The sequence below is a fragment of the Pontibacter sp. Tf4 genome (assembly GCF_014212495.1).
GTDB lineage: Bacteria > Bacteroidota > Bacteroidia > Cytophagales > Hymenobacteraceae > Pontibacter.
Map to the genome: position 1 here is coordinate 109,139 of NZ_JACKZC010000010.1, position 22,188 is coordinate 131,326.

A 22,188-nucleotide genomic window follows, 5' to 3' on the forward strand; every position below is an offset into this window, starting at 1 on the left:
TTATTCACCTTTATAGTACTAAGACCATGACTAAACTGCTAACCCGTTACCTGACTATAGCTGCCATGCTGTTTGTCGCCACCGCCTGTGAGAAGAATGATGAGCCGGCACCACCAGCCACGGTAGGCCTTTCGTTTGCTGAGGAAGCAACCGTTATTGACAGAAACACGGATGCAAAGACCGCTACTATAGTTATAAACGTAGATGCGCCGCTTACAAAAACCGAACTGGAACAACGCCTGAAACTGAACTATACATCAGAGTCGGCTAAGGAGAATACGGACTACCGAATCGTTAGCCAGACAATTACGGAAAACCCGTTACGCGTAGCCCTCGAGGTAGAAGCACTTCCTTCGCTGGCACGTACCAGCCAGGAAATAACCATCTCTTTCGACCAGAGCATGCAGCCTATTACCTTAGGCACCATCCCTGAGTTTACGTTAACGCTGTTGCCTTACTCTCCGGCCAGCACCTGGGCCGACCCAAGCAATATCTACTATCAGCCTAAAGTATATTATAACAATCCGGAAACCGGTACCTGGCAATCTATAGCGAGTAATTTTACAGTACTTGTTGAAGATGATGCCGCAGTGCTTGGCTTTGTGAACAATGCCGTGGCAGAAAGCGGCGTTGCCCTGTTTAATATGGTCAGACTCTATAGTGCAGAAATAGGATCAACCAACATTAAAACAGCCCGCATTAACTCCGAAAGAACACTTGAATTCATTCCATCGGCGGCTGGTGCAAAACAGGGCACAGTGAACGTCATTCCGCAGGATGTTACCATTACACGTGCCAATGGCACTACGTTTAAGATCGGTATCAGCGGCCAGGGCACTTACAACGAAGAAACAGGCCTGATCGATGTAGTTGTAAACTTTAACGAAACAGCTATCGGCGGGGCAGCATCTGTTGCAAGAACCTACAAAATAAGCACTGTAACTTTATCCCTGTAGCATGGCTTTTAAAAAACATCGTAGCTTAACTATACTTACGTTAGTGGCTACCTGTATGGCACTGGTCTCTTTTATAGATTTCGGGAATGAACCTGCCTACACGGTAGAGGAGCTTCGCCGCATCTATAGCGGAGACCAGTCCAACTGGCCAGCCCCTCACCTGGACCCTGAAGCAAGAGAAGGGTTCCGGGATATAGGCAAGCTTGGTAAAATGGAGTACCCTGCCGACAACCCTTATTCCAAGGAAAAAGAACTGCTGGGTAAAACGCTTTTCTTCGATCCAAGGCTTTCGCTTTCGGGGCAGATTGCCTGTGCTACCTGCCACGACCCTGAACTAAGCTGGGGTGATGGCAGACGGGTATCCTATGGCCACGACCGGCAGACGGGGAAACGCAATGCCATGACGATCATCAACACAGGGTATTACCATACTTTTTTCTGGGATGGCCGGTCGCCAAGCCTCGAAGACCAGGCACAGTTTCCGGTACAGGATAAAGTGGAAATGGCCCAGAGCCTGAAAGCGATGGTTAAGAACATAAAAGCGATAAAGGGTTATAAACCAAAGTTTAAAGAAGCATTCGGTTCGGACGAAGTGACGCTGGAGAAGATCCAGAAAGCCATTGCTACGTTCGAGCGCAGCATCGTCAGCAACTCCAGCCGCTTCGATTCCTTCGTTTCAGGTAATCCCAAAGCCATGACCGATATGGAGATAAAAGGCCTGCACCTTTTCCGGACAAAAGCCCGCTGCATTAATTGCCATAACACGCCGCTTTTCTCCGACAATAAATTTCATAACGACGGGCAGGCCTTGTACGGCTCTAAAATGGAGGACTTTGGCAGGTACCACTTAACCGGGAAGCAGGAAGATATCGGGGCATTTAAAACTCCGTCCTTGCGCGAGACAGCCTTGACAGGCCCCTGGATGCACAACGGAAACTTCCCATCTTTAAAGGATGTGATCGAGTTTTATAACCTGGGTAATCCATCGCCAATACAACGGCATGTAACGGTAGATGAAACCAAGCGCCCCATACCGTCTCCCCTGCTCCGCAAACTTAACCTGACACTGGAAGAAAGACAGCAACTTGAAGCATTTTTAGGAGCTATCAGCACCCGCACGCAGCGGATGGCGCCACCTGAACTGCCTCAGTAATTCCTGAATTTTCCGGTACCCGCATTCAAACTATAGCTCACCACAAAACCAGATCAAAGAGGCCACTCCAGGTAACAGGGAGCGGCCTCTTTTTTATCACGAAACCGTGTTTTTATACATGCTGCACCCCGGTAAACAAGAATATTTCTCGCCCAGAACCAAGCACATCACACCAACTTATAGTTGTACTTTTTGCACCAGAACTATAACTATAGTTTTGAAACGTTTTTAAACATTTTTTAAGAATGCCTGTAATACGAGCATCATTTGTATATACAGCGCTACATGAGATCAATACTTCTACTTTTATTTATGCTACCAAGCCTGGTGTATGCCCAGACGGGCATTATTACCGGTACCGTGCGCAACCGGAACACACAGGAACTGCTGATTGGCGTAACTGTGCAGGCAGAAGGTAGCCAACTTGGTACTGTCACCAACGACAAAGGCGCTTTCAGGATAGAGAATATACCGGTAGGAAGTTACACCGTCAAAACCTCTTACCTTGGTTACCAGTCGCAGTCGCGGTTTAATGTGAACGTGACGGCAGGCAACGTACAAATCCTGAACTTTGAACTGGTACCGGAAGCCAGCACCCTGCAGCAGGTGGAGATCGTCGCCAATCGCAGGCAAAGCGCTGCTGTAGCCGACCTGATCACACCGCTGTCGGTGCAGAGCCTAACCACAGAAGAGATCCGCAGCAACCCTGGCGGCAACTTTGATATTTCTAAAGTGGTGCAGGTATTGCCGGGTGTCGCTACCAATGGCACCGGTGGCGGCAGCCGCAACGACCTGATCATACGTGGTGGTGCCCCCAACGAGAACGTGTATTACTTAGATGGCATCGAAATTCCCCTCATCAACCATTTTACTACGCAGGGCAGCGCAGGCGGCGCCACCGGCATTTTAAACGTTTCTTTTGTTGAAGACCTGAAAGTAAGCTCTTCCGCCTTTGATGCCCGGTACGACAATGCCCTTGCTTCCGTCTTTGAGTTCCGGCAGCGCTATGGCAACCCCGAGCGTTTTTCCGGAAACGTGCGCCTGAGCGGCTCCGAATTTGCCACTACGTTGGAAGGTCCGGTTGGCCCTAAAACAACGTACCTGGTATCAGCCCGCAAATCGTACCTGGAATTCCTGTTCAAGTTGTTGGACCTGCCTATCCGCCCGAGCTACTGGGATTTTCAGTATAAAATTGATCATCAGCTTAACGACAAAACATCCATCTCGCTTATTGGCGTAGGTGCTATAGATGATTTCTCGTTTGGCGTGCCGCGCGAAAGCACACCCGAGAACGAATACATCCTGCGCTCCACACCGTACATCGACCAATGGAATTACACCGCCGGTATAGCTGTAAAAAGGCTGATAGCGGACGGCTACATTAACCTGGCGCTGAGTCGCAACGCATTTAACAACTCCCTGACCAAGTACGAAGCAGCCGAAGAAGGAGAAAGCAACAACCTTACCCTGAACACAAATTCCCGGGAAACGGAAAACAAGCTGCGCCTGGATATAAACAAATATAAGAATGGCTGGCGCTATGCCTATGGTGTTTCGGGGCAGTATGTACAGTTCAGCAACGATATCTTTAATATCATCCGGAAGGAGCTGCGCGATGAGCAGGGCAATCTGGTGCAACCCGGGGTAACACTGGACTATAACACCAACCTCGAGTTCTTCCGTTACGGCGCTTTCGGGCAGGTTTCCAGGTCGGTGCTGGAAAACAAGCTGGGCCTTTCGCTGGGCATCCGGACTGACCTGAACTCTTTTACCGAAGACGGCAACGATCCGCTGAAAACCCTTTCTCCAAGGCTGGCGGTTTCTTACCTCCTGAATGATAAATGGACCATAAACGCGTCGTCAGGTATCTACTATAAACTGCCTATCTATACCGTGCTGGGCTACCAGGACGAGGGCGGGTACCAGAACAAACAAGCCGACTATACCAGATCCATCCACTATGTGCTGGGCACGGAGTTTCTGCCACGCCAGGACCTACGCTTTACTCTGGAAGGATTTTACAAAGACTATAGCAACTACCCGGTGTCGGTCAGAGATGGTATTTCGCTGGCAAATCAGGGCGGCGAATTTGGCGCTATCGGCAATGAAGCTATAGTTACAAATGGAAAAGGCAGAGCGTATGGTGCAGAATTTTACCTGCAGAAGAAGCTGACAGGCACCGTTTTCTCGGTATTATCCTACACCTATGTGGTCAGTGAGTTTGCAGGCCTGGATGGCCGCTACATTTCCAGCGCCTGGGATTATCGCCATCTGATATCGGGCTTGCTCGGTAAAAAGCTGCCGCGCAACTGGGAGTTCGGAGCCAAGTACCGGTATGCCGGAGGCGCACCCGCTACCCCGTTCGACCTGGAAGCATCCCGCAGAAACTATGCTTCGCTGGGGGTCGGCATCCTGGACTACGCACGATTAAACTCCGAACGGTTAGACCCTTTCAGCCAGCTGGATGTACGCATCGATAAAAAGTGGAACTTCAACCGTATTACCCTGGACCTGTTTCTGGATGTTGCTAACGTACTGGCCAGCAACACTCCGGGCTTCGACCGCTATACGTTCCAGCGCAATGCTGATAACACAGGTTTTGAAACGACTGATGGTAACCCGTTACGCCCGGACGGCAACAACGCCATACCCGTAATACTTAAAAACAACGACGGAAACCTGGTGCCAACGCTGGGTTTTATAGTTGAGTTTTGAACAGGAAACTATAGCAGCACAATTACAAACAAGGCTCCATACTATGAAAAACATAAAGACACTTGCCACACTCAACGCAGTTTTCTTTCTGCTGCACTTATTGCCTTCGCAACTGACACAACTGAAGCTTTTCAATGACCAGACAATAGGCGATGTATCAGCTAAATATCCGGCACTTTTTACACCGGCAGGCATTACGTTTTCTATCTGGGGAGTTATCTATCTCGCCCTCTCCGCTTTTTGTATTTATCACCTGTTAAAGGCGTTTAAGGAACCTGCCGGGCACGAGGCCAATACCGACCTGCAGCAACTGGGCTACCTGTTTATGGTCAATAACCTGGCAACCGGGCTCTGGACCATTGCCTGGGTAAACGAGTGGCTGGCCCTTTCGGTGGGGCTGATACTGGTACAGCTGATAACGCTACTTGCCATGCACCTGCGCCTGGGTATTTTTGATAGTAACCGATCGGCTGCTTCGAAATGGTTTACCCAAGTGCCGCTCAGTCTGTACTTCGGCTGGATCATCATTGCTACGGTTGCCAACATCAGTGCTGCATTAGTGGGCTGGGGCTGGAATGGCTTCGGATTAGCGGATAGTACCTGGACTATAGTTATGATCACAGCAGCTACCCTGATCGTGCTGTTTGTAGTATATACCCGCTCCAATTCATTTGTTGGTCTGGTTGGTGTATGGGCGCTGTACGGCATCATTCTGAAACACCGCAGCATGAACCTGGCAGAAAGCCCGCAGATCATAACAATTGCCTGGATCGGCCTGGCTGTGCTGGCCCTTGTGGTTGCCCTGATCTTCTACCGGAACTATAAGCTAAAACAACAAACTGCTCTGCATTCCTGAGCTCACAAGGGAGTGATATTCTGAAGCAATAGCATCTGCTGAACTGCATTCCGAGCTAAAGAGGAGGGTGTTACTTTTTGTCCAACAGAACTGCTCGTTTGTCTATTTTCGATTCGTATAAAAAAACAGAACTTTGCCGCCAGACCGAACGATAGACTATGCACATCATCATCCCCGACGATTACCAGAAAGTTGTCCGCTCGCTGCCCTGCTTTCAGTTACTCAGCGGCCACCAGGTTACCATCTACAACGATACCATTAAGGATATCCCAACTATAGTTGCGCGCTTTAAGGATGCCGATGCTTTGGTGCTTATTCGGGAGCGAACTGCGATCACAGAAGAACTGGTATCGCAACTGCCCAACTTAAAACTCATTAGCCAGACCGGAAAAATATCCAACCACCTGGACCTACAGGCTTGTACCAACTATAGTATTGCTGTAGCCGAAGGGGTTGGCTCCCCGGTAGCTCCGGCCGAACTGACCTGGCTCCTGATCATGAATGCGCTCAGGCAAGTGCCACAGGCGATAGCAGCTATGAAAGAAGGCAGATGGCAGACCAATATTGGCAGTACGGTAAACGGCAGACTGATCGGTATCTGGGGTTATGGAAAGATAGGGAAACTGATTGCAGGTTATGCTCAGGCCTTTGGGGCAAAAGTTATCGTTTGGGGAAGCGAAAACTCCAGGGCAAAGGCCGTGCAGGACGGGCATCTGGCAGCTGAAAGCAAAGCAGCCTTTTTTGCGCAGGCAGATGTGGTAACCCTGCATTTGCGTTTGACTGAGAGTACCAGAGCTATAGTTACAGCGGCAGATTTAAGTTTGATGAAACCCGACGCAGTGCTGATAAATACGAGTCGGGCCGAGTTGATTGAAGAAGGTGCGCTGCTGCACGCTCTGAAGCAAGGCAGACCCGGCTTTGCGGCGGTAGATGTGTATGAAACAGAGCCGATCTACGACAAGGATTATCCGCTGCTGCAATTGCCAAACGTAATCTGTACGCCGCACCTGGGCTATGTAGAGCAGAACAGTTACGAACTATACTTCCGGAAAGCATTTGAGAATGTGGTTGCTTTTGCAAACGGTACACCCACCAACATTGCTAATCCCGAAGTGCTGAAAGGATAAACTTCAACTATAGCCTGTGCTACGCAACACCAGTAAACTATAGATTTAACGATAGCTTCTTTATCTTTATCACTTCCGCAAAAACATACAAAACTATGGCTAAGCCAAGCATTCCCATTCCTGTTTTCACTGAAGCAGAGAGCTTTACCAAAAGCAAATTCCGTGACTTTTACATTGCTTCTTACCAGGATGCGCCCGATGCCGGCTTACGACGTGTTGCGCCCCACCGCCATACTTATTATGAGATCATCTGGATAACGGAAGGGAGTGGCTTGCATACCATTGATTTTCAGCCTTACGAGTTTAAAGGCCCCTGCCTGTTTTTGCTGCAGCCCAGCCACATTCACCAGATCCGGAAAGATGGACCTACCAAAGGCTTTGTGCTGAAGTTTAACGAGTCGGTGTTTGCCGTGGAAGCGGGTGCTGAGAACCTGCTGCTGAAGTATGGTATTTTCGACAACATAAACGTACAGCCGGTACTGCACCTGGATGCTGCTGCCGTAACGATGCTCGACGACCTGATGCAGAAAATGCTGCAGGAGTACAAGCAGCCAACCGATCTGTCGGAAGTGATCATTGCCTCTTACCTGAAGATATTTTTGCTGCAGGTGTATAAGCTGAAGGACATACATACGCAAACTATAGCACAGCCTGCACCCGAGCCGCGTTACCTGACCTACCGCACGTTTAAGCAACTGCTGGAAGAGCGCTACCAGCAGCAACACGCCGTGCAGGATTATGCCGATGCCCTTGCTCTGACACCCCGCACCCTGAACGAGATCACGCACAAGTATGCCGGCAAAAACGTAAGCCAACTGATAAAGGAACGACTGATGCTGGAAGCAAAACGCCTGCTGCACCATGGCCAGTTATCAGTGAAAGAAATAGCGGCGCAGCTGGGCTTTGAAGATGCAGCTTACTTTACCCGCTTCTTCACAAAAAACATCGGTGCCTCTCCCCTGGCTTTCCGGAGCAAAGAGCTGGAGCCAATAAGCTAAGTTCCTGAATGTGCAGAACAAGCGTGGCTTTGTCCATTGAAGCCCGCCGCCCAACTATAGACATTTGTGCTGTTAAACAATGTGTTATCTCGTAAAACAGCATATGATGAATCGTAAATCATTTCTGAAAAATTCGTTGCTGGGCTCATCGCTTTTACTCGTGCCCGGCCCCGCTCAAAACTTCTTCTCAGGCAGTAGTTCTAAACCTGTAAAGCTCACTGTCCGCGATGCGCAGCAACAGAACATCTGCGCTACCTGCGGTACCCGCTACAGCACCGCCAAAACCGAAACCGACACCTGCCCTATCTGCACCGACGAGCGCCAGTATGTAGGCGACGGCGGCCAGACCTGGACCAGTTACAACAGTTTAGCAAAGAGCCACAGCATAAAAATTGCCAAGCTTCAGGAGAACATTTATGAACTGAAAATTACACCAGACTTTGCCATCGGCCAGAAAGCGCACCTGGTACTTTCCAAAAGCGGCAATGTGTTGTGGGATTGTATTCCGTACCTCGATGAGCAGACCCTCACGTACATCAAGGCGCTGGGCGGTATAAAAGCTATTGCTATTTCGCACCCGCACTACTATAGTTTAATGGCCGAATGGGCCGCAACCTTTAACTGCCCTATTTACCTGCACCGCCTTGACAAACAATGGATACAGGACGAAAGCAAACACCTACAACTTTGGGAAGGCAGCGAGCTGGAACTATGGGATGGCTTAAAGGTAGTACACACAGGCGGGCATTTTGATGGAAGTACCGTACTGCATCTGCCCAACCACGGCAAAGGCACCCTACTCACCGGCGACACCCTGTACGTTTCCCGCGACCGACGGCATGTATCGATGATGTATAGTTACCCCAACCTGGTGCCGCTACCTAAAAAAGCAATCGAACAGATCAACAGTCGCATAGAACCGCTGGCGTTCGACACCATACACGGCGCTTTTGACGGGCAGCTTATAGCTACGGGCGCAAAAGATGCTTTCAGAAGATCGGTGAAGCGCTACCTAAGGATTTTTGAGGGATAAGTTTTAATACCGCAAGTTTAGCGATAGCGAAACTTGTGGTTTTACATGTCAGCCAGTTTGTAACTGGCTTTGCTTTGTAAAAGCAATAATGGCGATGGCTGCAACTACTTATCTATAGTTTGGTGCTGAGTTATAGTTCCTGCAAACTATAGTTGTATGCTGGCGCGGATCTGTGATCCGTGACTTGTCTATAAAGTTGGATCTGTGATCCAACTGGGCCAGAGGCCCAAACTATAGTTCGACACGAGCGAGGACGCTCGCTCCATGTTCATAACTATAGCTTTCCCAACTATAGCCTTCCGTAAAACTATAGCTTTCTGCTCGCGCAGAAAAGCCAGTTACAAACTGGAGCCAAACTCAACCACAAGTTGCGCTGACGCTAAACTTGCGGTATGGTAAAAAGGCAAGACCACTACTGTTGGGTAGCGGCCTTGCCTTTCTTATGATCAGCAGGTTATAGTTTCATCGTACACTGCTCTCCTGCCAGTTCCAGTTCTAAGGTAGCTTCTGTGATGGCAAAAGGTGCAAGGAGGTAGCGTATTTCCTGCTTCAGAGCGGCCATGGCGGTGGGTTCCTTTATCGTTTCTACTACTACATGCGCCGAGAGTACGTGGTGTTCCCCATCCAGCGACCATACTTTCAGCTGATGTACTTCCTGCACATTCCCGACCGACAACACCTGCGCTTTTATGGCAGATAGTTCTGAAGCCAATGGGTTTTCCTGTAGCAGCACTTTGATGGAAGCCCACGCACCTTTTCCCGCATTCACCAGCATAAACAGGGCAATGCCCATCGAGAGCAGTGCATCGAGCCACGGCCACTCGAAAAACAGCAGCACCACACTGGCTACCAGCACAGCCGCCCAACCCAACAGGTCTTCGAGCATGTGCAGCGATACAGCCCGCTGGTTCAGGTTATGTCCACCTCTTAGCCTGAAAAAAGCAGCACAGTTTACCGCTAACCCAACTATAGCAAACAGCAACATGCCGTATGGGTCGGGCATTTCGGGGTTCAGCAGTCTTTCTGTCGCTTCTGAAAGCACAAACACAGAGCCTGTTATAAGCACCAGCGAGGTTACCAATGCGCCTGCCACCGAGTAGCGTTTGTAGCCATAGGTATAGCGCTCGTTGCCTTGCTGCTCCGATTTGCGCTGCAGAAAGTAACTTACGCCCAGCGTAAAGGCATCGCCGAAGTCGTGGAGTGCATCGCTCATAATGGCTACGCTGTTCACAAAAAAGCCCCCGATCAGCTCTACGACAGCAAAGCCCAGGTTCAGGAAAAAAGCAAACCGGATGTTGCCGGTTGCATGATGGTGATGCCCGTGATGCGGATGGTGATGTCCCATAGTTTTATAGTTTGGAAAGTAGGAATATAGTTACAGCGCTTCTGCCTTGAAGCCGGCCTTTGCTATAGTGGCAATTACTTCCTGCTCTGAAAGCGAATCGGTTTTGATAGTGAGTACTTTGCCTGGGTTAGCGGTGTCTACGTTCCACCCGCAAACCCCTTCGGTAGCATTCAGCACCGGTGTTACCTTAGACACACAGCCGCCGCAGTTAATGTTGGTTTTGAATTGTAGCTCTTTCATGTTCTTGTAGTTTTATTTTGTTGAACATGCCAAAGGTAGCTTGTTAGTAAGGTAGAGCTGTTACAGAATTTAGGGTTAAAGTTGTAGGATTTTAAAAAATAAACAGCAATTTTATTATATCATTTTTATATTATATATATATAAACAATCTAGATTTGTGATTATCGTGACTTTAGAAAATTTGATTGAAACTTTTACTGGACTACCTGAAACAACTATTTTTTTACTGGATTTGGATGATTTCAGCAAATACAATTCTGTTTATAGTTATGAAAATGGAAATTATATACTTAATAAATCTGTAGAAATTATTTCTCAAATACCTACATTGATAAATTGTCTAAAATTTGGGGGTGACGAATTTCTCTTTACTTGCCTAGGTAATTTTGAAACCAGCAAAAATTTTATTTTCTCGATGCTTCAATCATTTGAAAGTGAATTAAAAGTAACTGTCTCAATAGGAGGAGTTCAGAATATAAACAAGATTAAAAATTCGCAACACTTGATTGAATTGTTAAAGACTAATGTACTATTAGCGAAGAGTAACGGAAAGAACCAAATTTGCATTAGCTAATGAGATATGCTTTAATTGATAATTCGACTTTAACAGGTATTCAAAGACTTCTAGGAGAGATCCCTGTAAGGAATAGAGCTATAGTTGATAATGATATAATTTCTTTAGAGAACTATATTCAAGCAATTCTTTTCTATGATGATATAATTTGCATCGATGATTACATCGAGAAGTACCGAGAGAATAGAACAAAATTCTTCCCTAATATCCACTTTATATCAAAAGATCTTTTTGCATATAATAGTTTTGTTAAAAAGGCTATTGAAGTAACTGCAGATATTGTATTAAGAATAAACGGTGGTAGGATTACTGATAAAGATTTCAAAGATTACTTTGAAAAGCTTGAAATGACTTTTCAATTTACATGGGATATGTCTTCCAGTAGTTACTTCCTTACCCAAAAAATGCTTCTAGGGAACTCTGCACTTAACCAAGAGCAGTTTAGTAAACTTCATTCATTATTATATAATGAGAAAAATGAGCAATTTGAAGTACAGGAAACACTAATTAATAAGTCTCCAAAACTTTATGACAGTAAGGGTAATGAAATTTTTATAGATAATACTAATGGTAAAATTCTAAATTCTCATGTAGGTGAAGGGCTTTCTCCCCAACTTAATGCTTTAGTTTCAAGCTTAAACTGGATGTCACAAAGAACAGCATTTTATGTTCTGGCTGCAAATTATTTATATGCTGATCTTTTTCTGCAACCTATACGACAAAACTTTCTGCAAAATATTATCAGAAGGACCCACCCTAGCTATGATTTAGGAGTTTTTGGAGACTTTCGTACTTCTATTAATAATCTATCACAAGAGACCCTCAATAATATCTTATCAAACTCAAGTAATTTTGGTTTATCAGTAGAAACGCCTTTGTTCGCTGCTTTCTTTGCTAAGAAAACTCAAGACTCAAAGTCAATAATTAGTGCTGCTTTAAATGAACGAGAGAAAACCTATTTCCATCAAGCAAGGACAAAATTGAGAGAGTTAAATGTTTTACTAGATAATAATGAAAGATCTAAGTTTGTCCGAGATATAAACTTATTAACTACTGAAATAAATAAGACATTTAAAAATATAGAAAGAAAGTATGGCCTAGGCGAAAAACAAGGTATTGGCTTAAGCCAGCTAAAATTTCTTTATAGTTCTATACCTCTTTTAAGAGAATTTACAATTCCTGAAGGGCTCGATATTCGTATTAAAGAATTAGAATTTATGAAACATTTACTTCCTAAAAAAGGGTTCAATGCGGTATATAGAAACGTAATTGGAGATTTACTTCAATTTGAGAAGCTTGGACAATATAGAGATATATTAATAAACAATGTTGTCTATCATAAGGATGCTACATTTTGGGGAGTAAGAACAGAAGATCCAAAATTTGCAAGAGCTACTTCATCATGGAAAAAGCCGATGTAAAATTTTCATTGTACGCAGCCTAAACCCTACAAGGCGGTTTTCTTTTCTCCCCCAACTATAGCTAACCCATATACTTTTAACACCTGTCCTGTCAGCGCGCTTTTATGCTTCAAACTTAAGAAATCTCAACTTTGCAGAAGCTTATAAATATGCCCGCTCTAAAGAAAGTGGCATTATAAAACTTCAACTATCAATGCTTCAACTATGATCGAATCTGTATCAGCTATAGTCTTCGCGGTGCTAACCGGAATTGTCATACTTTTTCAGGCGTGCCTGGCAGCGGGAGCTCCTTGGGGAGCGGCTTCTATGGGCGGAAAATATCCCGGAAAGTATCCACCAAAATTACGCGTAGTTGCCATTATCAACATGCTGCTACTGGGTTTTATCGCTGCTATCGTTTTATCTAAAGCAGATGTATGGCTACCACAATTAAAAACAACTGCAACGATAGGTATCTGGGTGGTTGTCGCTTTTTTTGTTTTGGGTACGGTTATGAATACCATCACCCCAAGTAAGATCGAGCGCATCTGGGCACCCGTTGCCTTCTTACAATTGGTTACAAGTCTGATCGTAGCAATTGGTTAGTTTTTAAGTGAGGAAAATTACAACCGCCACACAGCCAACCCTGCGTGGCGGTTTTCTTTTCCCCAAACTATAGTTTACCCATACACTTTCAGCACCTGCCCTGTCAGCGCACTTTCTAAACTTTTCACATAAGCATTCACCACCCGATGCATGGGTACAGGGTTGTGCCCCGGGAAGCTGCCGCCTATAGTTGTCACAGAGTCTTCTACCAGACCGGGGCTTACAGTGTTCAAGCGCACGCCGTTTTCCAGTTCGGTAGCAGCGGCCATGGTAAAGCCGTGCAGGGCGCTGTTGATCATGCTCAGCGAAGTGCCGCCGCGTATGGGTTCTTCGGCCAGGATGCCGGATGTTAAGGTAAAAGAGCCGCCGGGGTTTATGTAATGCTGGCCTATCAGCACCAGGTTTATCTGTCCCATTAGTTTGCTGCGAATGCCTTCGTAAAAGTCGTCGGTGCGCAGGTCGGGTAAGCTGGCAAACACGCCGTGCCCCGTAGCCGAAATCAGGGCATCAAACTTACCTACCGTTTCAAACATTTCCCAGATGCTGTCAGGCTGCGTGATGTCTACTTTTACATCGGTGTTGTTTCTGCTGGCGGTTAATAGGTCGTGATTTGGGGCGAGTGTTTGCTGCAGGTGGCGGCCAATGGTGCCGGTAGCTCCTACTAAAATGATCTTCATAGTTTTATCTGTGCTATAGTTTATAGTTGCAAAGGAAGCCGATCTGCTGGCCTGCTCACTTATACAATTCAGGCTATCTGTTACAGAATTTCTCAGAACGCTGGAAAATTTTCGGAAGATTGGTACTTTTGCACCTTCCCCTGAAAAAATCAGGTTTAAACTATAGCTGGCAGCTGCTTTATGTTGCCAGCCAACACGCATTTACACAAAAAACTATGAAAGATTCCAACCAGGCTCCGGCCGAAGCCGCTGATCCGGCCACCCGTACTCCGCAGGCATTTACCAGATACCAGGTATTTGTCGTGGCGATCCTTGCTATCCTGCAATTCACTATCATTTTAGATTTTATGGTGCTCTCGCCGCTGGGGGCACAGCTTATCAAAGAGCTTTCCATTACGCCAAAACAGTTTGGCTGGGTGGTATCGGCCTATGCCTTCAGTGCCGGTGCATCGGGTTTGCTCGCGGCCGGTTTTGCCGATAAGTTTGACCGCAAAAAGCTGCTCCTCATTTTTTATGCAGGCTTTATTGTTGGCACGCTTATGTGCGGCCTGGCTCCCGATTACGTGTCGCTGCTGGTTGCCCGTATTGTGACCGGTGTGTTTGGCGGCGTTATCGGTTCCATTTCTTTTGCCATCATCACCGACCTGTTCCCGATGCAGCTGCGCGGGCGCGTGATGGGCTTTGTGCAGATGGCTTTTGCCGTGAGCCAGGTAATGGGTATTCCGCTGAGCTTGTACATTGCCAACGCCTGGGGCTGGCATGCGCCGTTCCTGGCGCTGGTAGGTATCAGCATTGTTACGGCCATAGCTATAGTTCTGTACATGAAACCGATCACAGCGCACCTGCAACTGCAAACCGAGCGCAAAGCTTTTGGCCATCTGGTACATGTGTTATCTGACAGGCATTATTTAAAAGGATTTGCTGCCATTGTGTTGCTGGCTACAGGTGGCTTTATGCTGATGCCGTTTGCCAGTGCTTTCACCGTATATAACCTGGGCATCTCGTTAGAAGACCTGCCGATGATCTACATGGTAACCGGTGTGTGCGCTATGATCGCCGGTCCGCTGGCCGGTAAGCTCAGCGACCAGTTGGGCAAGTACAAGATCTTTGCCTGGGGCTCTGTTATTACCATGATAGTAACCGGAATTTACTGCACTATGGGTATTTCGCCGCTCTGGCTGGTGCTGCTCATGAACGTGCTCATCTTTATCGGGGCAACATCGCGTATGGTGTCTGCTTCTGCTTTGATGAGTGCCATCCCCGAGCCCGCCGACCGTGGCGCTTACATGAGCGTGCAGTCGTCAGTGCAGCAGGTGTCAGGTGGTCTGGCTTCGGTGCTGGCGGGGCTTATAGTGGTACAAACACCAAGTGGTACACTGCAACACTACGACCTGATCGGTTACCTGGTGGTGCTTACCACGCTGATTACCATGGGCACGATGTATTACATTAACAGAGCCGTTAACCAGAAAGCAAAGCAGACGGCTGCCACCACAGTAGTACCTGCCTAAACTATAGTTTATACATGAAAAAAAGCCGGGTTAAGCCCGGCTTTTTTGTGTTATATCACCTTGTCTATCGTTTTGCGTTTACTGGTTTTTATCTCTTTAAAATGGCTGGCGGTCAGGCCGGTTACTTTCTTAAACTGATTGGATAAATGCGCCACGCTACTATAGCCCAGTTCATAAGCAATCTCTTTCAGGCTCAGCTCATTGTACACCAGCAGTTCCTTCACCTTCTCAATGCGCTGCAGGATCACGTACTTTTCTATCGTAATACCTTCGGTAGCCGAGAACAGCGTGCTCAGCGTGTGGTAATCCACACCCAGTTTCCGGGCCAGGTACTCCGACATGTTCAGGTGCATACCTGCTTCGCCCTGCTGGTGTATCAGTTCTATCACGGCCAGTTTTATCTGTTCTATCAGGCGCACTTTGCGGTCGTCGAGCAGCTCAAATCCATTTTCGGCCAGCACCTGCCGTATCGTTTCCAAATCGGTTATGTCGCCGGTAATTTCTGCTTCGCCTAACTCCACCTGCTGCACCGTATAGCCCAGCTTTGACAGTTCTTCTTCTACCACACGCCGGCAGCGGTCGCATACCATGTTTTTGATGTAGATCTTTGTCGTCTCCATAGTTTTAGTTTGTACGGCAAAAGTAGCACTTCCCCCTCGCCAGACTTTTACATTGTTTTACCAAAGATTTACAGATTTTCTTTCCGGTAAAAACCTTTCAGACCAGCGTGCACAATTGTGCAGGAGATGCGCCGGTTTGTCTATTTTGCCCCCGTAAAAAGTGCCGCAACTTTGTACCGCAATAAAACATGCACATGCGGCATTGCACCAGCTGCATATAGGGCAATCGCAGAAATCTATAGTTCGCTTTGCAGCCTTAGGCAACCAACTTTAACCTGTTTTCATCTATCATCAAAACGAACCTAACCACTATGAAAAAATTAGTACTCGCCGCTTTGCTGCTGGCAGGAAGTTACATTACACCTGCCGAGGCGCAAAAATCAGCTCAGAAAGAGAAACGCGCACAGGTCATGTTGCTGGGCACTTTCCATTTCTCGCACCGTAACCTCGATGTCATCAAAACTGAAAAGGAAGATCAGCTGGACGTGATGACACCCGAAAGTCAGCAGGACATACAGAAAATTACGGGCAAGCTGGCTAAGTTCACGCCCACCAAAATTGCCATCGAAACCTTCCCGGAAGAGCAGGCAAAAGTAGACTCACTATACCAGGCCTACCTGGATGGCCGCTACGAACTGAAAGCAGATGAGATAGACCAACTGGCGTTCCGGCTGGCAAAACAACTGGGGCACAAGCGCGTGTACTGCATCAACGCCTGGGGCGATCTGGATACGTTTGTGAAGCCAGGAGCCAAAAATTTTGATGTGCGTGACTATAAGAAAGAGCGCCTCGAAAAGTTCTGGACCTACATGCAGGCCAAAACGAAAGAGCGCGGCAAAATTGATGATGCTATTTACAACCAGAAAGGCACGCTATACCAGGTGCTCCTGAAATACAACAATCCTGAAAACATCCGTCGCAAGCACGAGAACTATTTCCGGGATGCGTTTCAGTATGAAGAGCAGGAATACGACTACACCGGTGTGGACTGGTACAATGCCAGCTGGTTCAGCCGCAACCTGCGCATTTTCCGCAACATCCAGCGCATCACCGAAAGCCCCGACGACCGCATCCTGGTCATTTACGGAGCGGGACATTTAGCAACTATCCAGCAGGCTGTAGATAGTTCTCCTACCCACAAGCTGGTATCGGCTTATAAGTTGCTGAAGTAACTATAGCTATAGTTTGCGGAAAATTAAAAACGGTAAACTGGCCTGCTCTGCTGGTTTACCGTTTTGCTTTTTCAGGCCACCTAATTCAGGTCTGCTTTTACTTTTATTTTTACTTTCTCCCCTATCCAGTATTTTTCGAGTTCCCTGTGTTTGCCGAGCCGGGTAGCGAGCCATGCCAGAAAACCGAAGATCTTTTTCTGTAAGAGCAGCGGTATACCGGGCAGGTACGACTCCCCGTAAGTAAACAGCAACGCCATGTGCCATATACTGGCAGGAATTCCCTTGTTGTTGGTTTTGCCATCATTTACCAGCCCATAGGCAATGCGCAGTGTCTTTTCAAAGTTACGGGCCGGCCTTATGTAGGTCCGGAACAGGATCGTTTCAGTCGGGCTGGGGTTGTAAAAGCGGTGCAGGGAATTCACAGGAGCTACAGCCATTTGCCCGGGATGCACCTGTAGTTGTCTGCCATCCAGTTCAATGCCCAGTATTCCTCTAACAGGCTCAAACTCTTCGGCAAGGTTGGTATGGTAGTGCAGCCCCACGCCGCCACCCGGCGCCAGTTCAACTTCCACCAGTTCGTAAGCACCACCGGTTTCCTCCCCTGAGGCCAGGAAAGTTACCTTATCTTTTGCGAGCGGATTGTATATGGTTTTGGGTAACATTACTTTAACGATCTTAAATACAGGTAAATAGATTCCACTTCTTCATCGGTATAGTATGCGGTCATTTTCCAGGGCATATCCTCGTTCCGCATCACACGGCCGTCCGGCAACTGCCCCGATCTGAGCACAGTGGCAAACTGGGCTTTGCTCCATTGCCCCACCCTTCCGGTGGAAGAAATATCCGGGATGGGCGGGAAGCCCGGTACAGGTGAAGGCCCGCCTTTATAGTTTGCTTTATGACACCCGGAGCAGGACACGGCCAGGTATTCCCCGTACTCAAGCGATACTTCTTTCAGCATTTCTTTGGGTTGGAGGTACGTGTGGTCTACTGCCTCTGCAGCAAAGGCCGGCACTACGCCAAACATAGTGAGCGCTTTTCCCATCACGTTGAACTCGCTGGCAGGTAATGTTCTGTTCACAGGCGGCAACTGCATGCAGTATGCCACCAGCGCCGCTACGTCCTCATCCGACAGCTTTGAAGTTTCGTGGGCGGGCATTACCAGCAGGCTTCTGTTGTTCGTGCCCAGGCCATGGCGCAAAGCCCGGATGTAATCAGTTGCTGCATAGCTGGCCGGTAAGCCACCGGTCCCTTTGGTAATATTAGGCGCAGTTACCAATCCAACAGCAGGATCATCAATCATGATCTTTCCGCCCATGTCTTTGCCGTGGCAATCGTTGCAGCCTTTAACTATAGCCAGGTGCCGCCCGTTCTGCAGCGCCTCCGGTGTAAAAGCAATTTCAACCGGCCGTGGCTGCACGTTGTAGGTTTTCTGTGAACGCAGGTAAAAGTCAGCCTGGAAGGCAACTATGGCCCCCAGCAGCACGACCAGCACCCCGATGCTCACATACAGGAGTACTTTCTTTAATTTTTTCATAGTTCAGTCAGCTTAGGATATCACTGCAAAACTATAGCACCCCGAAAAGAAAGCCTCTACGCAAAAAGGAGCATCTTCTACGCGAAAAGTAATTTCTGAAAAGATATTTTTTATAGATTTGTTTGTCTTTTACCAAAGCATGAAAGGGTTAAGCTTCATAGATCTACAGGAACAGATTTTACAGGGGCAGGCCGGGCACTATACCAGCCGGGAGGAATCGGGTGTGCAAACCGCACTGATAGAAGCTGCGAAAGGAGAACTTGGGCTATGGCATAAAACCATACAGCTGCCGGGCATCCTGGTAGACCATTTAAAGATAGATGCACCCGGCCCTATAGTTATTCAGACGTTAGAGCACATGCCTTCTGCTGTTAATCTCAGCTTTACGCTGCAAGGGTCCAGCGAGTCGGTTTTTGAAGATCTGGCCCACCCGATCCGAAACGATCAACAGAAGCATAACCTGTTATACCTGGCCAACGCGGCCGGGCACCATACGCTAAAACCCGGCAGGCATATCGAGAACATTCACATTGCTTTTCAGCCGGAATACTTCCGGAACATGACCGGTACCGACGAGGCAACCTTTGCGGGGCTAAAAGATAGCATGGAGAAAAAGCGATCGGCACTTTTTACACCGGACCATGGCCTGATAGACCTGCGCATTCAACAGACCCTGTCGGATATCTGTAACTGCGTGATGACGGGAAGCATTAAGAGACTGTACCTGGAAGCAAAGCTGATGGAACTCCTGGCCCTTCAGGTAGACGCACTTGGCAGCACCACACGAGCGCAAGATCCGGCTGAAAACGAGCTGTTCAGGGAGATAAAAGCATACCTTACGGCGCATTACCTCGAAGAGATCACCCTGAACAGCGTGTGCAGGCACTTCGGAATAAATGAGTTCAAACTGAAAAGAGGCTTTCAGCAGCACTTCCGGACCAGTGTTATCCGGTACCTGACCAGCCTGCGCATGCAACAGGCCAGGCAGTTGCTGGAGAGCGGCCAGTGCACCATACAACAGGTTACTGACCTGCTCAACTATAGCCATGCCAACCATTTCTCCATCGCCTTCAAAAAATACTTTGGCATAGTTCCTTCCCAGATCAGCAGGGTAAAAAAGGTATATTAAGCCAGGAGGTTAGCTATACTTTGGCTTCGTTTGTGGTTGGTTGATTTCTATAGTTGTCTCATCCTTAATCCTGAATTACAGCGGTTATAGTTTTCGAGTAGCTATAGTTTATTACAGATAGCTATAGTTTAAAAGCCGTTCCACGGAATGTGAAACGGCTTTTATAGTTTGGTAAGACCGCTTTTATGTTTGCTTTTTTCTTAATCCTATCTTCTTAAAATCAGTTTTATAATTTTGCTGCCGGAGTCGCTCACGATACGGGCTACATACAAGCCGCTGAAAAGCTGGCGCGCATCAATTTCTACTTTCACCACTTCATTAGCCTGTGCCCTGCCTGTCTTTACTTCTCTTACCAGGTTGCCTTTCAGGTCGTGGAGGGTTACCGTATATTTTTCGGAGGTAGCCAGTTTAAATTCGATCATGGCTTTCTCTGTCACCGGGTTCGGGTGTGCCGTTAACTGACTGATAGCTTCTGTAGCTGCCGGTGCCTGTTTTTCATCCACGCAAAAAGCAATGTCGTCTATGGCAGCAGAACCCACCAACGCAGCGCCTATACCACCCAATGCAATGCGCATCCTGGCCACGCCTTTTGTATTGCCCAGGTTTACGGTTTGCGTGCTGTTGTTACCAATTGGCTGCAAGTGGGTTTTATAGAGCTCCTTGCCGGCTGCATCATACAGGTATACCCAGGAATCGTTCTCATAGGTATCAATGTCCAGTGCTTTCAGCGATGCTATAGTTACAGTGCCTATTGCTGAAAAATCCAGAAGCAGTTCTCCGCCCCACTGGTTATCATTAGGCACGCTTGTCAGGTCCTGGTTAATGATCAGCACTTTGCCCCAGTCCGGAGCATGCAGGTCTTCGTCGTCGCCGGTAGGTATGCCGGCATCAAAAATAGCAGCGTGGCTTTCAGGGGCATAAGAGCCATCGGGGTTGCGTTTGCGGCCTGTTATAGTTACCTCGCCGGCTGTTGTTGCTGTACTGGATATAAGTCCGGTATTTTCCCCGTTAAAAGAAATATACTGGCAGGCCTCTCCGGTGGGTGGCGCCGCTTCTCCGCTTAACTTCAGTACCCAGAAGTCTTCGTAGCCACGGCTCGGTTCACTTTTATCCCCTTCTGCGCCAGACCTGGAATAACCTCCCAGCAAATAACCGCCGTCAGCTGTCTGGAAAATATCTTCCACATAATCTGTATTACTGCCGCCAATGGTTCGCTGCCACTGTATCGTTCCGTTCTTGCTTAAGCTAACGATCCAGATATCTTCAAGTCCTTTCGATCCTTCTGTTTTGTCGCCGCTTATGCCGGAAAAAGAAATGCCTCCTATCAGGTAATTACCTTCCATCGTTTCATAAGCAGCTGTTAAAAATTCACGTGTGCTGCCGCCAATGGTTTTATCCCATAGTTTGTTGCCGTTTGCGTCGGTTTTTATCACCCAGTAATCTTCCCCGCCCCGCGAGGGCTGGCTCTTATCCTCGCTCACACCGGAACTGGTCATGCCTGTCAGCAAATAGCCGCCTTCTTCCGTTTCCAGGATCGCGGAGAACCAGTCCGCGGAATTGCCTCCATAGGCTTTGTCCCATAGTTTATTTCCGTTCTGGTCCAGCTTCACGATCCAGTAATCGGATTCTCCTGCTGACTCCTCGCTTCGGTCGCCGCTTTTACCCGAATGCGATTCGCCGGCAGCTACATAGGCCCCGTCGCTGGTCTGTATCAGCGATCTTATGTAATCCTGGCTGCTTCCGCCAAGGGTGCGGTCCCACTGTTTGTTTCCTGCGGCATCCAGTTTCACGATCCAGTAATCCACACTCCCGTTAGAGGCTTCGGTTTTATCCCCGCCGATCCCGGAAAAAGACATGCCTCCCAGTACATAACCGCCATCAGCTGTCTGTAGCAGGGCAGTCAGGGTTTCGTCATTGCTGCCTCCTATTGTTTTATCCCATAGTTTGTTTCCGGCGGCGTCCAGCTTTATGATCCAGTAGTCTGGTTTGCCTCTGGAGGGTTCTGTCTTATCGCCACTGATGCCATTATGAGAGCTTCCGCCAACTATATAGCCGCCATCCGTGGTTTGCTGCACAGAAGTAAAATAATCCGCATCTAATCCACCAAAAGCCTTGTCCCATTCCTTGTTGCCGGCAGCATCCAGCTTTACGATCCAGTAATCTGTACCACCGCGTGAGGGCGCCGTTTTATCCCCGCTAATACCTGAACCGGTTGAACCACCCACAATATAGCCGCCATCGCTGGTCGGGTTGGCACTGTAGAGTAAGTCTGTGCTACTACCGCCGTATGTTCTATCCCATAGTATCTGCTGGGCAAAAGCCGGCGAAGTGAGCAGTATAAGGACTTGGATCAGTAACAGGAATGGCCCCTGAAAACCGTGTTGTAGCTGGAAATTGAATAATGCGTAGTTGTTTTTCATAGTGAAGTAGTTAAGTTGAGGCAAGTGGATCTTACCTGTTAAAATTTTAATATTTTATTGAATTCTGTAAAACCTGTATACCCTTTCTATTTGTTAAGTGTTAGCCCCTCCCGGCCTGG

At 47.8% G+C, this 22,188-nt stretch carries 20 protein-coding genes; 13 read left to right on the top strand and 7 right to left on the bottom strand.

Annotation, left to right across the window (positions count from 1 at the left end):
- Nucleotides 1-26 precede the first annotated feature (26 nt).
- From H7F15_RS16505 to H7F15_RS16535, 7 genes are all read left to right on the top strand, one after another.
- Entirely contained in the window at nucleotides 27-956 is a 930-nt protein-coding gene (locus tag H7F15_RS16505) for a hypothetical protein (protein ID WP_185198098.1), read from the top strand.
- A gap of 1 nt (nucleotide 957) precedes the next feature.
- Entirely contained in the window at nucleotides 958-2,109 is a 1,152-nt protein-coding gene (locus tag H7F15_RS16510; RefSeq protein WP_221627107.1) for a cytochrome-c peroxidase, read from the top strand.
- 285 nt (nucleotides 2,110-2,394) lie between these two features.
- Entirely contained in the window at nucleotides 2,395-4,824 is a 2,430-nt protein-coding gene (locus H7F15_RS16515; RefSeq protein ID WP_185198099.1) for a TonB-dependent receptor, read from the top strand.
- Nucleotides 4,825-4,867: 43 nt separating this feature from the next.
- The gene (locus tag H7F15_RS16520) at nucleotides 4,868-5,680 is read left to right on the top strand and encodes a hypothetical protein (RefSeq protein WP_185198100.1); all 813 of its coding nucleotides are present in this window, start codon (nucleotides 4,868-4,870) and stop codon (nucleotides 5,678-5,680) included.
- Between the two features lie 158 nt (nucleotides 5,681-5,838).
- The gene (locus H7F15_RS16525; protein WP_185198101.1) at nucleotides 5,839-6,807 is read left to right on the top strand and encodes a D-2-hydroxyacid dehydrogenase family protein; all 969 of its coding nucleotides are present in this window, start codon (nucleotides 5,839-5,841) and stop codon (nucleotides 6,805-6,807) included.
- Between the two features lie 95 nt (nucleotides 6,808-6,902).
- Nucleotides 6,903-7,805 carry a helix-turn-helix domain-containing protein gene (locus tag H7F15_RS16530; RefSeq protein WP_185198102.1) on the top strand — a complete coding sequence of 301 codons (903 nt, stop codon included), beginning with the start codon at nucleotides 6,903-6,905 and terminating at the stop codon, nucleotides 7,803-7,805.
- Between the two features lie 103 nt (nucleotides 7,806-7,908).
- Nucleotides 7,909-8,838, top strand: a complete 930-nt coding sequence (locus tag H7F15_RS16535) for an MBL fold metallo-hydrolase (RefSeq protein WP_255481292.1) — start codon at nucleotides 7,909-7,911, stop codon at nucleotides 8,836-8,838.
- Nucleotides 8,839-9,292: 454 nt separating this feature from the next.
- Here the strand turns inward: H7F15_RS16535 and H7F15_RS16540 are convergent, their stop codons facing one another.
- Both H7F15_RS16540 and H7F15_RS16545 read right to left on the bottom strand, forming a co-directional pair.
- A complete protein-coding gene (locus H7F15_RS16540; RefSeq protein ID WP_185198103.1) occupies nucleotides 9,293-10,183 on the bottom strand; it encodes a cation diffusion facilitator family transporter in 891 nt (296 codons plus the stop codon).
- A 30-nt stretch (nucleotides 10,184-10,213) separates the two neighbouring features.
- Entirely contained in the window at nucleotides 10,214-10,423 is a 210-nt protein-coding gene (locus H7F15_RS16545; protein WP_185198104.1) for a heavy-metal-associated domain-containing protein, read from the bottom strand.
- 157 nt (nucleotides 10,424-10,580) lie between these two features.
- Here H7F15_RS16545 and H7F15_RS16550 point away from each other — a divergent pair, with 157 nt between their 5' ends.
- The 3 genes from H7F15_RS16550 to H7F15_RS16560 all read left to right on the top strand — a co-directional run bounded on the left by H7F15_RS16550 (nucleotide 10,581) and on the right by H7F15_RS16560 (nucleotide 13,003).
- Entirely contained in the window at nucleotides 10,581-10,997 is a 417-nt protein-coding gene (locus H7F15_RS16550; protein ID WP_185198105.1) for a diguanylate cyclase domain-containing protein, read from the top strand.
- Entirely contained in the window at nucleotides 10,997-12,418 is a 1,422-nt protein-coding gene (locus H7F15_RS16555) for a hypothetical protein (RefSeq protein WP_185198106.1), read from the top strand. Before H7F15_RS16550 ends, H7F15_RS16555 begins: the two co-directional genes overlap by 1 nt.
- Before the next feature lie 204 nt (nucleotides 12,419-12,622).
- A complete protein-coding gene (locus H7F15_RS16560; protein ID WP_185198107.1) occupies nucleotides 12,623-13,003 on the top strand; it encodes a hypothetical protein in 381 nt (126 codons plus the stop codon).
- Nucleotides 13,004-13,077: 74 nt separating this feature from the next.
- On the opposite strand, the gene H7F15_RS16565 is transcribed toward H7F15_RS16560, so the two are convergent.
- Entirely contained in the window at nucleotides 13,078-13,680 is a 603-nt protein-coding gene (locus H7F15_RS16565; protein ID WP_185198108.1) for a short chain dehydrogenase, read from the bottom strand.
- A gap of 215 nt (nucleotides 13,681-13,895) precedes the next feature.
- Between H7F15_RS16565 and H7F15_RS16570 the strand changes: the two genes are divergently transcribed.
- Nucleotides 13,896-15,191, top strand: a complete 1,296-nt coding sequence (locus tag H7F15_RS16570) for an MFS transporter (RefSeq protein WP_185198109.1) — start codon at nucleotides 13,896-13,898, stop codon at nucleotides 15,189-15,191.
- A gap of 50 nt (nucleotides 15,192-15,241) precedes the next feature.
- Here the strand turns inward: H7F15_RS16570 and H7F15_RS16575 are convergent, their stop codons facing one another.
- Entirely contained in the window at nucleotides 15,242-15,811 is a 570-nt protein-coding gene (locus H7F15_RS16575) for an AraC family transcriptional regulator (RefSeq protein WP_185198110.1), read from the bottom strand.
- A 311-nt stretch (nucleotides 15,812-16,122) separates the two neighbouring features.
- On the opposite strand from H7F15_RS16575, the gene H7F15_RS16580 reads away from it, so the two are divergent.
- Nucleotides 16,123-16,983: a DUF5694 domain-containing protein gene (locus H7F15_RS16580; protein ID WP_185198111.1), complete on the top strand. Its 861-nt coding sequence runs from the start codon at nucleotides 16,123-16,125 to the stop codon at nucleotides 16,981-16,983.
- Nucleotides 16,984-17,063: 80 nt separating this feature from the next.
- On the opposite strand, the gene H7F15_RS16585 is transcribed toward H7F15_RS16580, so the two are convergent.
- Entirely contained in the window at nucleotides 17,064-17,645 is a 582-nt protein-coding gene (locus H7F15_RS16585) for a cupin domain-containing protein (RefSeq protein ID WP_185198112.1), read from the bottom strand.
- Complete coding sequence (locus H7F15_RS16590; protein ID WP_185198113.1) at nucleotides 17,645-18,520, bottom strand: c-type cytochrome; 876 nt, start codon at nucleotides 18,518-18,520, stop codon at nucleotides 17,645-17,647. The genes H7F15_RS16585 and H7F15_RS16590 overlap by 1 nt, the downstream gene beginning before the upstream one ends.
- A gap of 139 nt (nucleotides 18,521-18,659) precedes the next feature.
- Here H7F15_RS16590 and H7F15_RS16595 point away from each other — a divergent pair, with 139 nt between their 5' ends.
- A complete protein-coding gene (locus tag H7F15_RS16595; RefSeq protein WP_185198114.1) occupies nucleotides 18,660-19,649 on the top strand; it encodes an AraC family transcriptional regulator in 990 nt (329 codons plus the stop codon).
- 206 nt (nucleotides 19,650-19,855) lie between these two features.
- Here the strand turns inward: H7F15_RS16595 and H7F15_RS16600 are convergent, their stop codons facing one another.
- Entirely contained in the window at nucleotides 19,856-22,069 is a 2,214-nt protein-coding gene (locus H7F15_RS16600) for a T9SS type A sorting domain-containing protein (RefSeq protein WP_185198115.1), read from the bottom strand.
- Between the last annotated feature and the right edge of the window lie 119 nt (nucleotides 22,070-22,188).

Excerpts from the sequence above, each read along its gene's own strand:
- H7F15_RS16585 (WP_185198112.1), bottom strand. The coding sequence starts at position 17,645 with ATGTTACCCAAAACCATATACAATCCGCTCGCAAAAGATAAGGTAACT.
- H7F15_RS16545 (WP_185198104.1), bottom strand. The coding sequence starts at position 10,423 with ATGAAAGAGCTACAATTCAAAACCAACATTAACTGCGGCGGCTGTGTG.
- H7F15_RS16565 (WP_185198108.1), bottom strand. The coding sequence starts at position 13,680 with ATGAAGATCATTTTAGTAGGAGCTACCGGCACCATTGGCCGCCACCTG.
- H7F15_RS16505 (WP_185198098.1), top strand. The coding sequence starts at position 27 with ATGACTAAACTGCTAACCCGTTACCTGACTATAGCTGCCATGCTGTTT.
- H7F15_RS16560 (WP_185198107.1), top strand. The coding sequence starts at position 12,623 with ATGATCGAATCTGTATCAGCTATAGTCTTCGCGGTGCTAACCGGAATT.
- H7F15_RS16530 (WP_185198102.1), top strand. The coding sequence starts at position 6,903 with ATGGCTAAGCCAAGCATTCCCATTCCTGTTTTCACTGAAGCAGAGAGC.
- H7F15_RS16580 (WP_185198111.1), top strand. The coding sequence starts at position 16,123 with ATGAAAAAATTAGTACTCGCCGCTTTGCTGCTGGCAGGAAGTTACATT.
- H7F15_RS16595 (WP_185198114.1), top strand. The coding sequence starts at position 18,660 with ATGAAAGGGTTAAGCTTCATAGATCTACAGGAACAGATTTTACAGGGG.
- H7F15_RS16570 (WP_185198109.1), top strand. The coding sequence starts at position 13,896 with ATGAAAGATTCCAACCAGGCTCCGGCCGAAGCCGCTGATCCGGCCACC.
- H7F15_RS16525 (WP_185198101.1), top strand. The coding sequence starts at position 5,839 with ATGCACATCATCATCCCCGACGATTACCAGAAAGTTGTCCGCTCGCTG.
- H7F15_RS16575 (WP_185198110.1), bottom strand. The coding sequence starts at position 15,811 with ATGGAGACGACAAAGATCTACATCAAAAACATGGTATGCGACCGCTGC.
- H7F15_RS16520 (WP_185198100.1), top strand. The coding sequence starts at position 4,868 with ATGAAAAACATAAAGACACTTGCCACACTCAACGCAGTTTTCTTTCTG.
- H7F15_RS16540 (WP_185198103.1), bottom strand. The coding sequence starts at position 10,183 with ATGGGACATCACCATCCGCATCACGGGCATCACCATCATGCAACCGGC.
- H7F15_RS16555 (WP_185198106.1), top strand. The coding sequence starts at position 10,997 with ATGAGATATGCTTTAATTGATAATTCGACTTTAACAGGTATTCAAAGA.
- H7F15_RS16515 (WP_185198099.1), top strand. The coding sequence starts at position 2,395 with ATGAGATCAATACTTCTACTTTTATTTATGCTACCAAGCCTGGTGTAT.
- H7F15_RS16510 (WP_221627107.1), top strand. The coding sequence starts at position 958 with ATGGCTTTTAAAAAACATCGTAGCTTAACTATACTTACGTTAGTGGCT.
- H7F15_RS16590 (WP_185198113.1), bottom strand. The coding sequence starts at position 18,520 with ATGAAAAAATTAAAGAAAGTACTCCTGTATGTGAGCATCGGGGTGCTG.
- H7F15_RS16600 (WP_185198115.1), bottom strand. The coding sequence starts at position 22,069 with ATGAAAAACAACTACGCATTATTCAATTTCCAGCTACAACACGGTTTT.
- H7F15_RS16535 (WP_255481292.1), top strand. The coding sequence starts at position 7,909 with ATGATGAATCGTAAATCATTTCTGAAAAATTCGTTGCTGGGCTCATCG.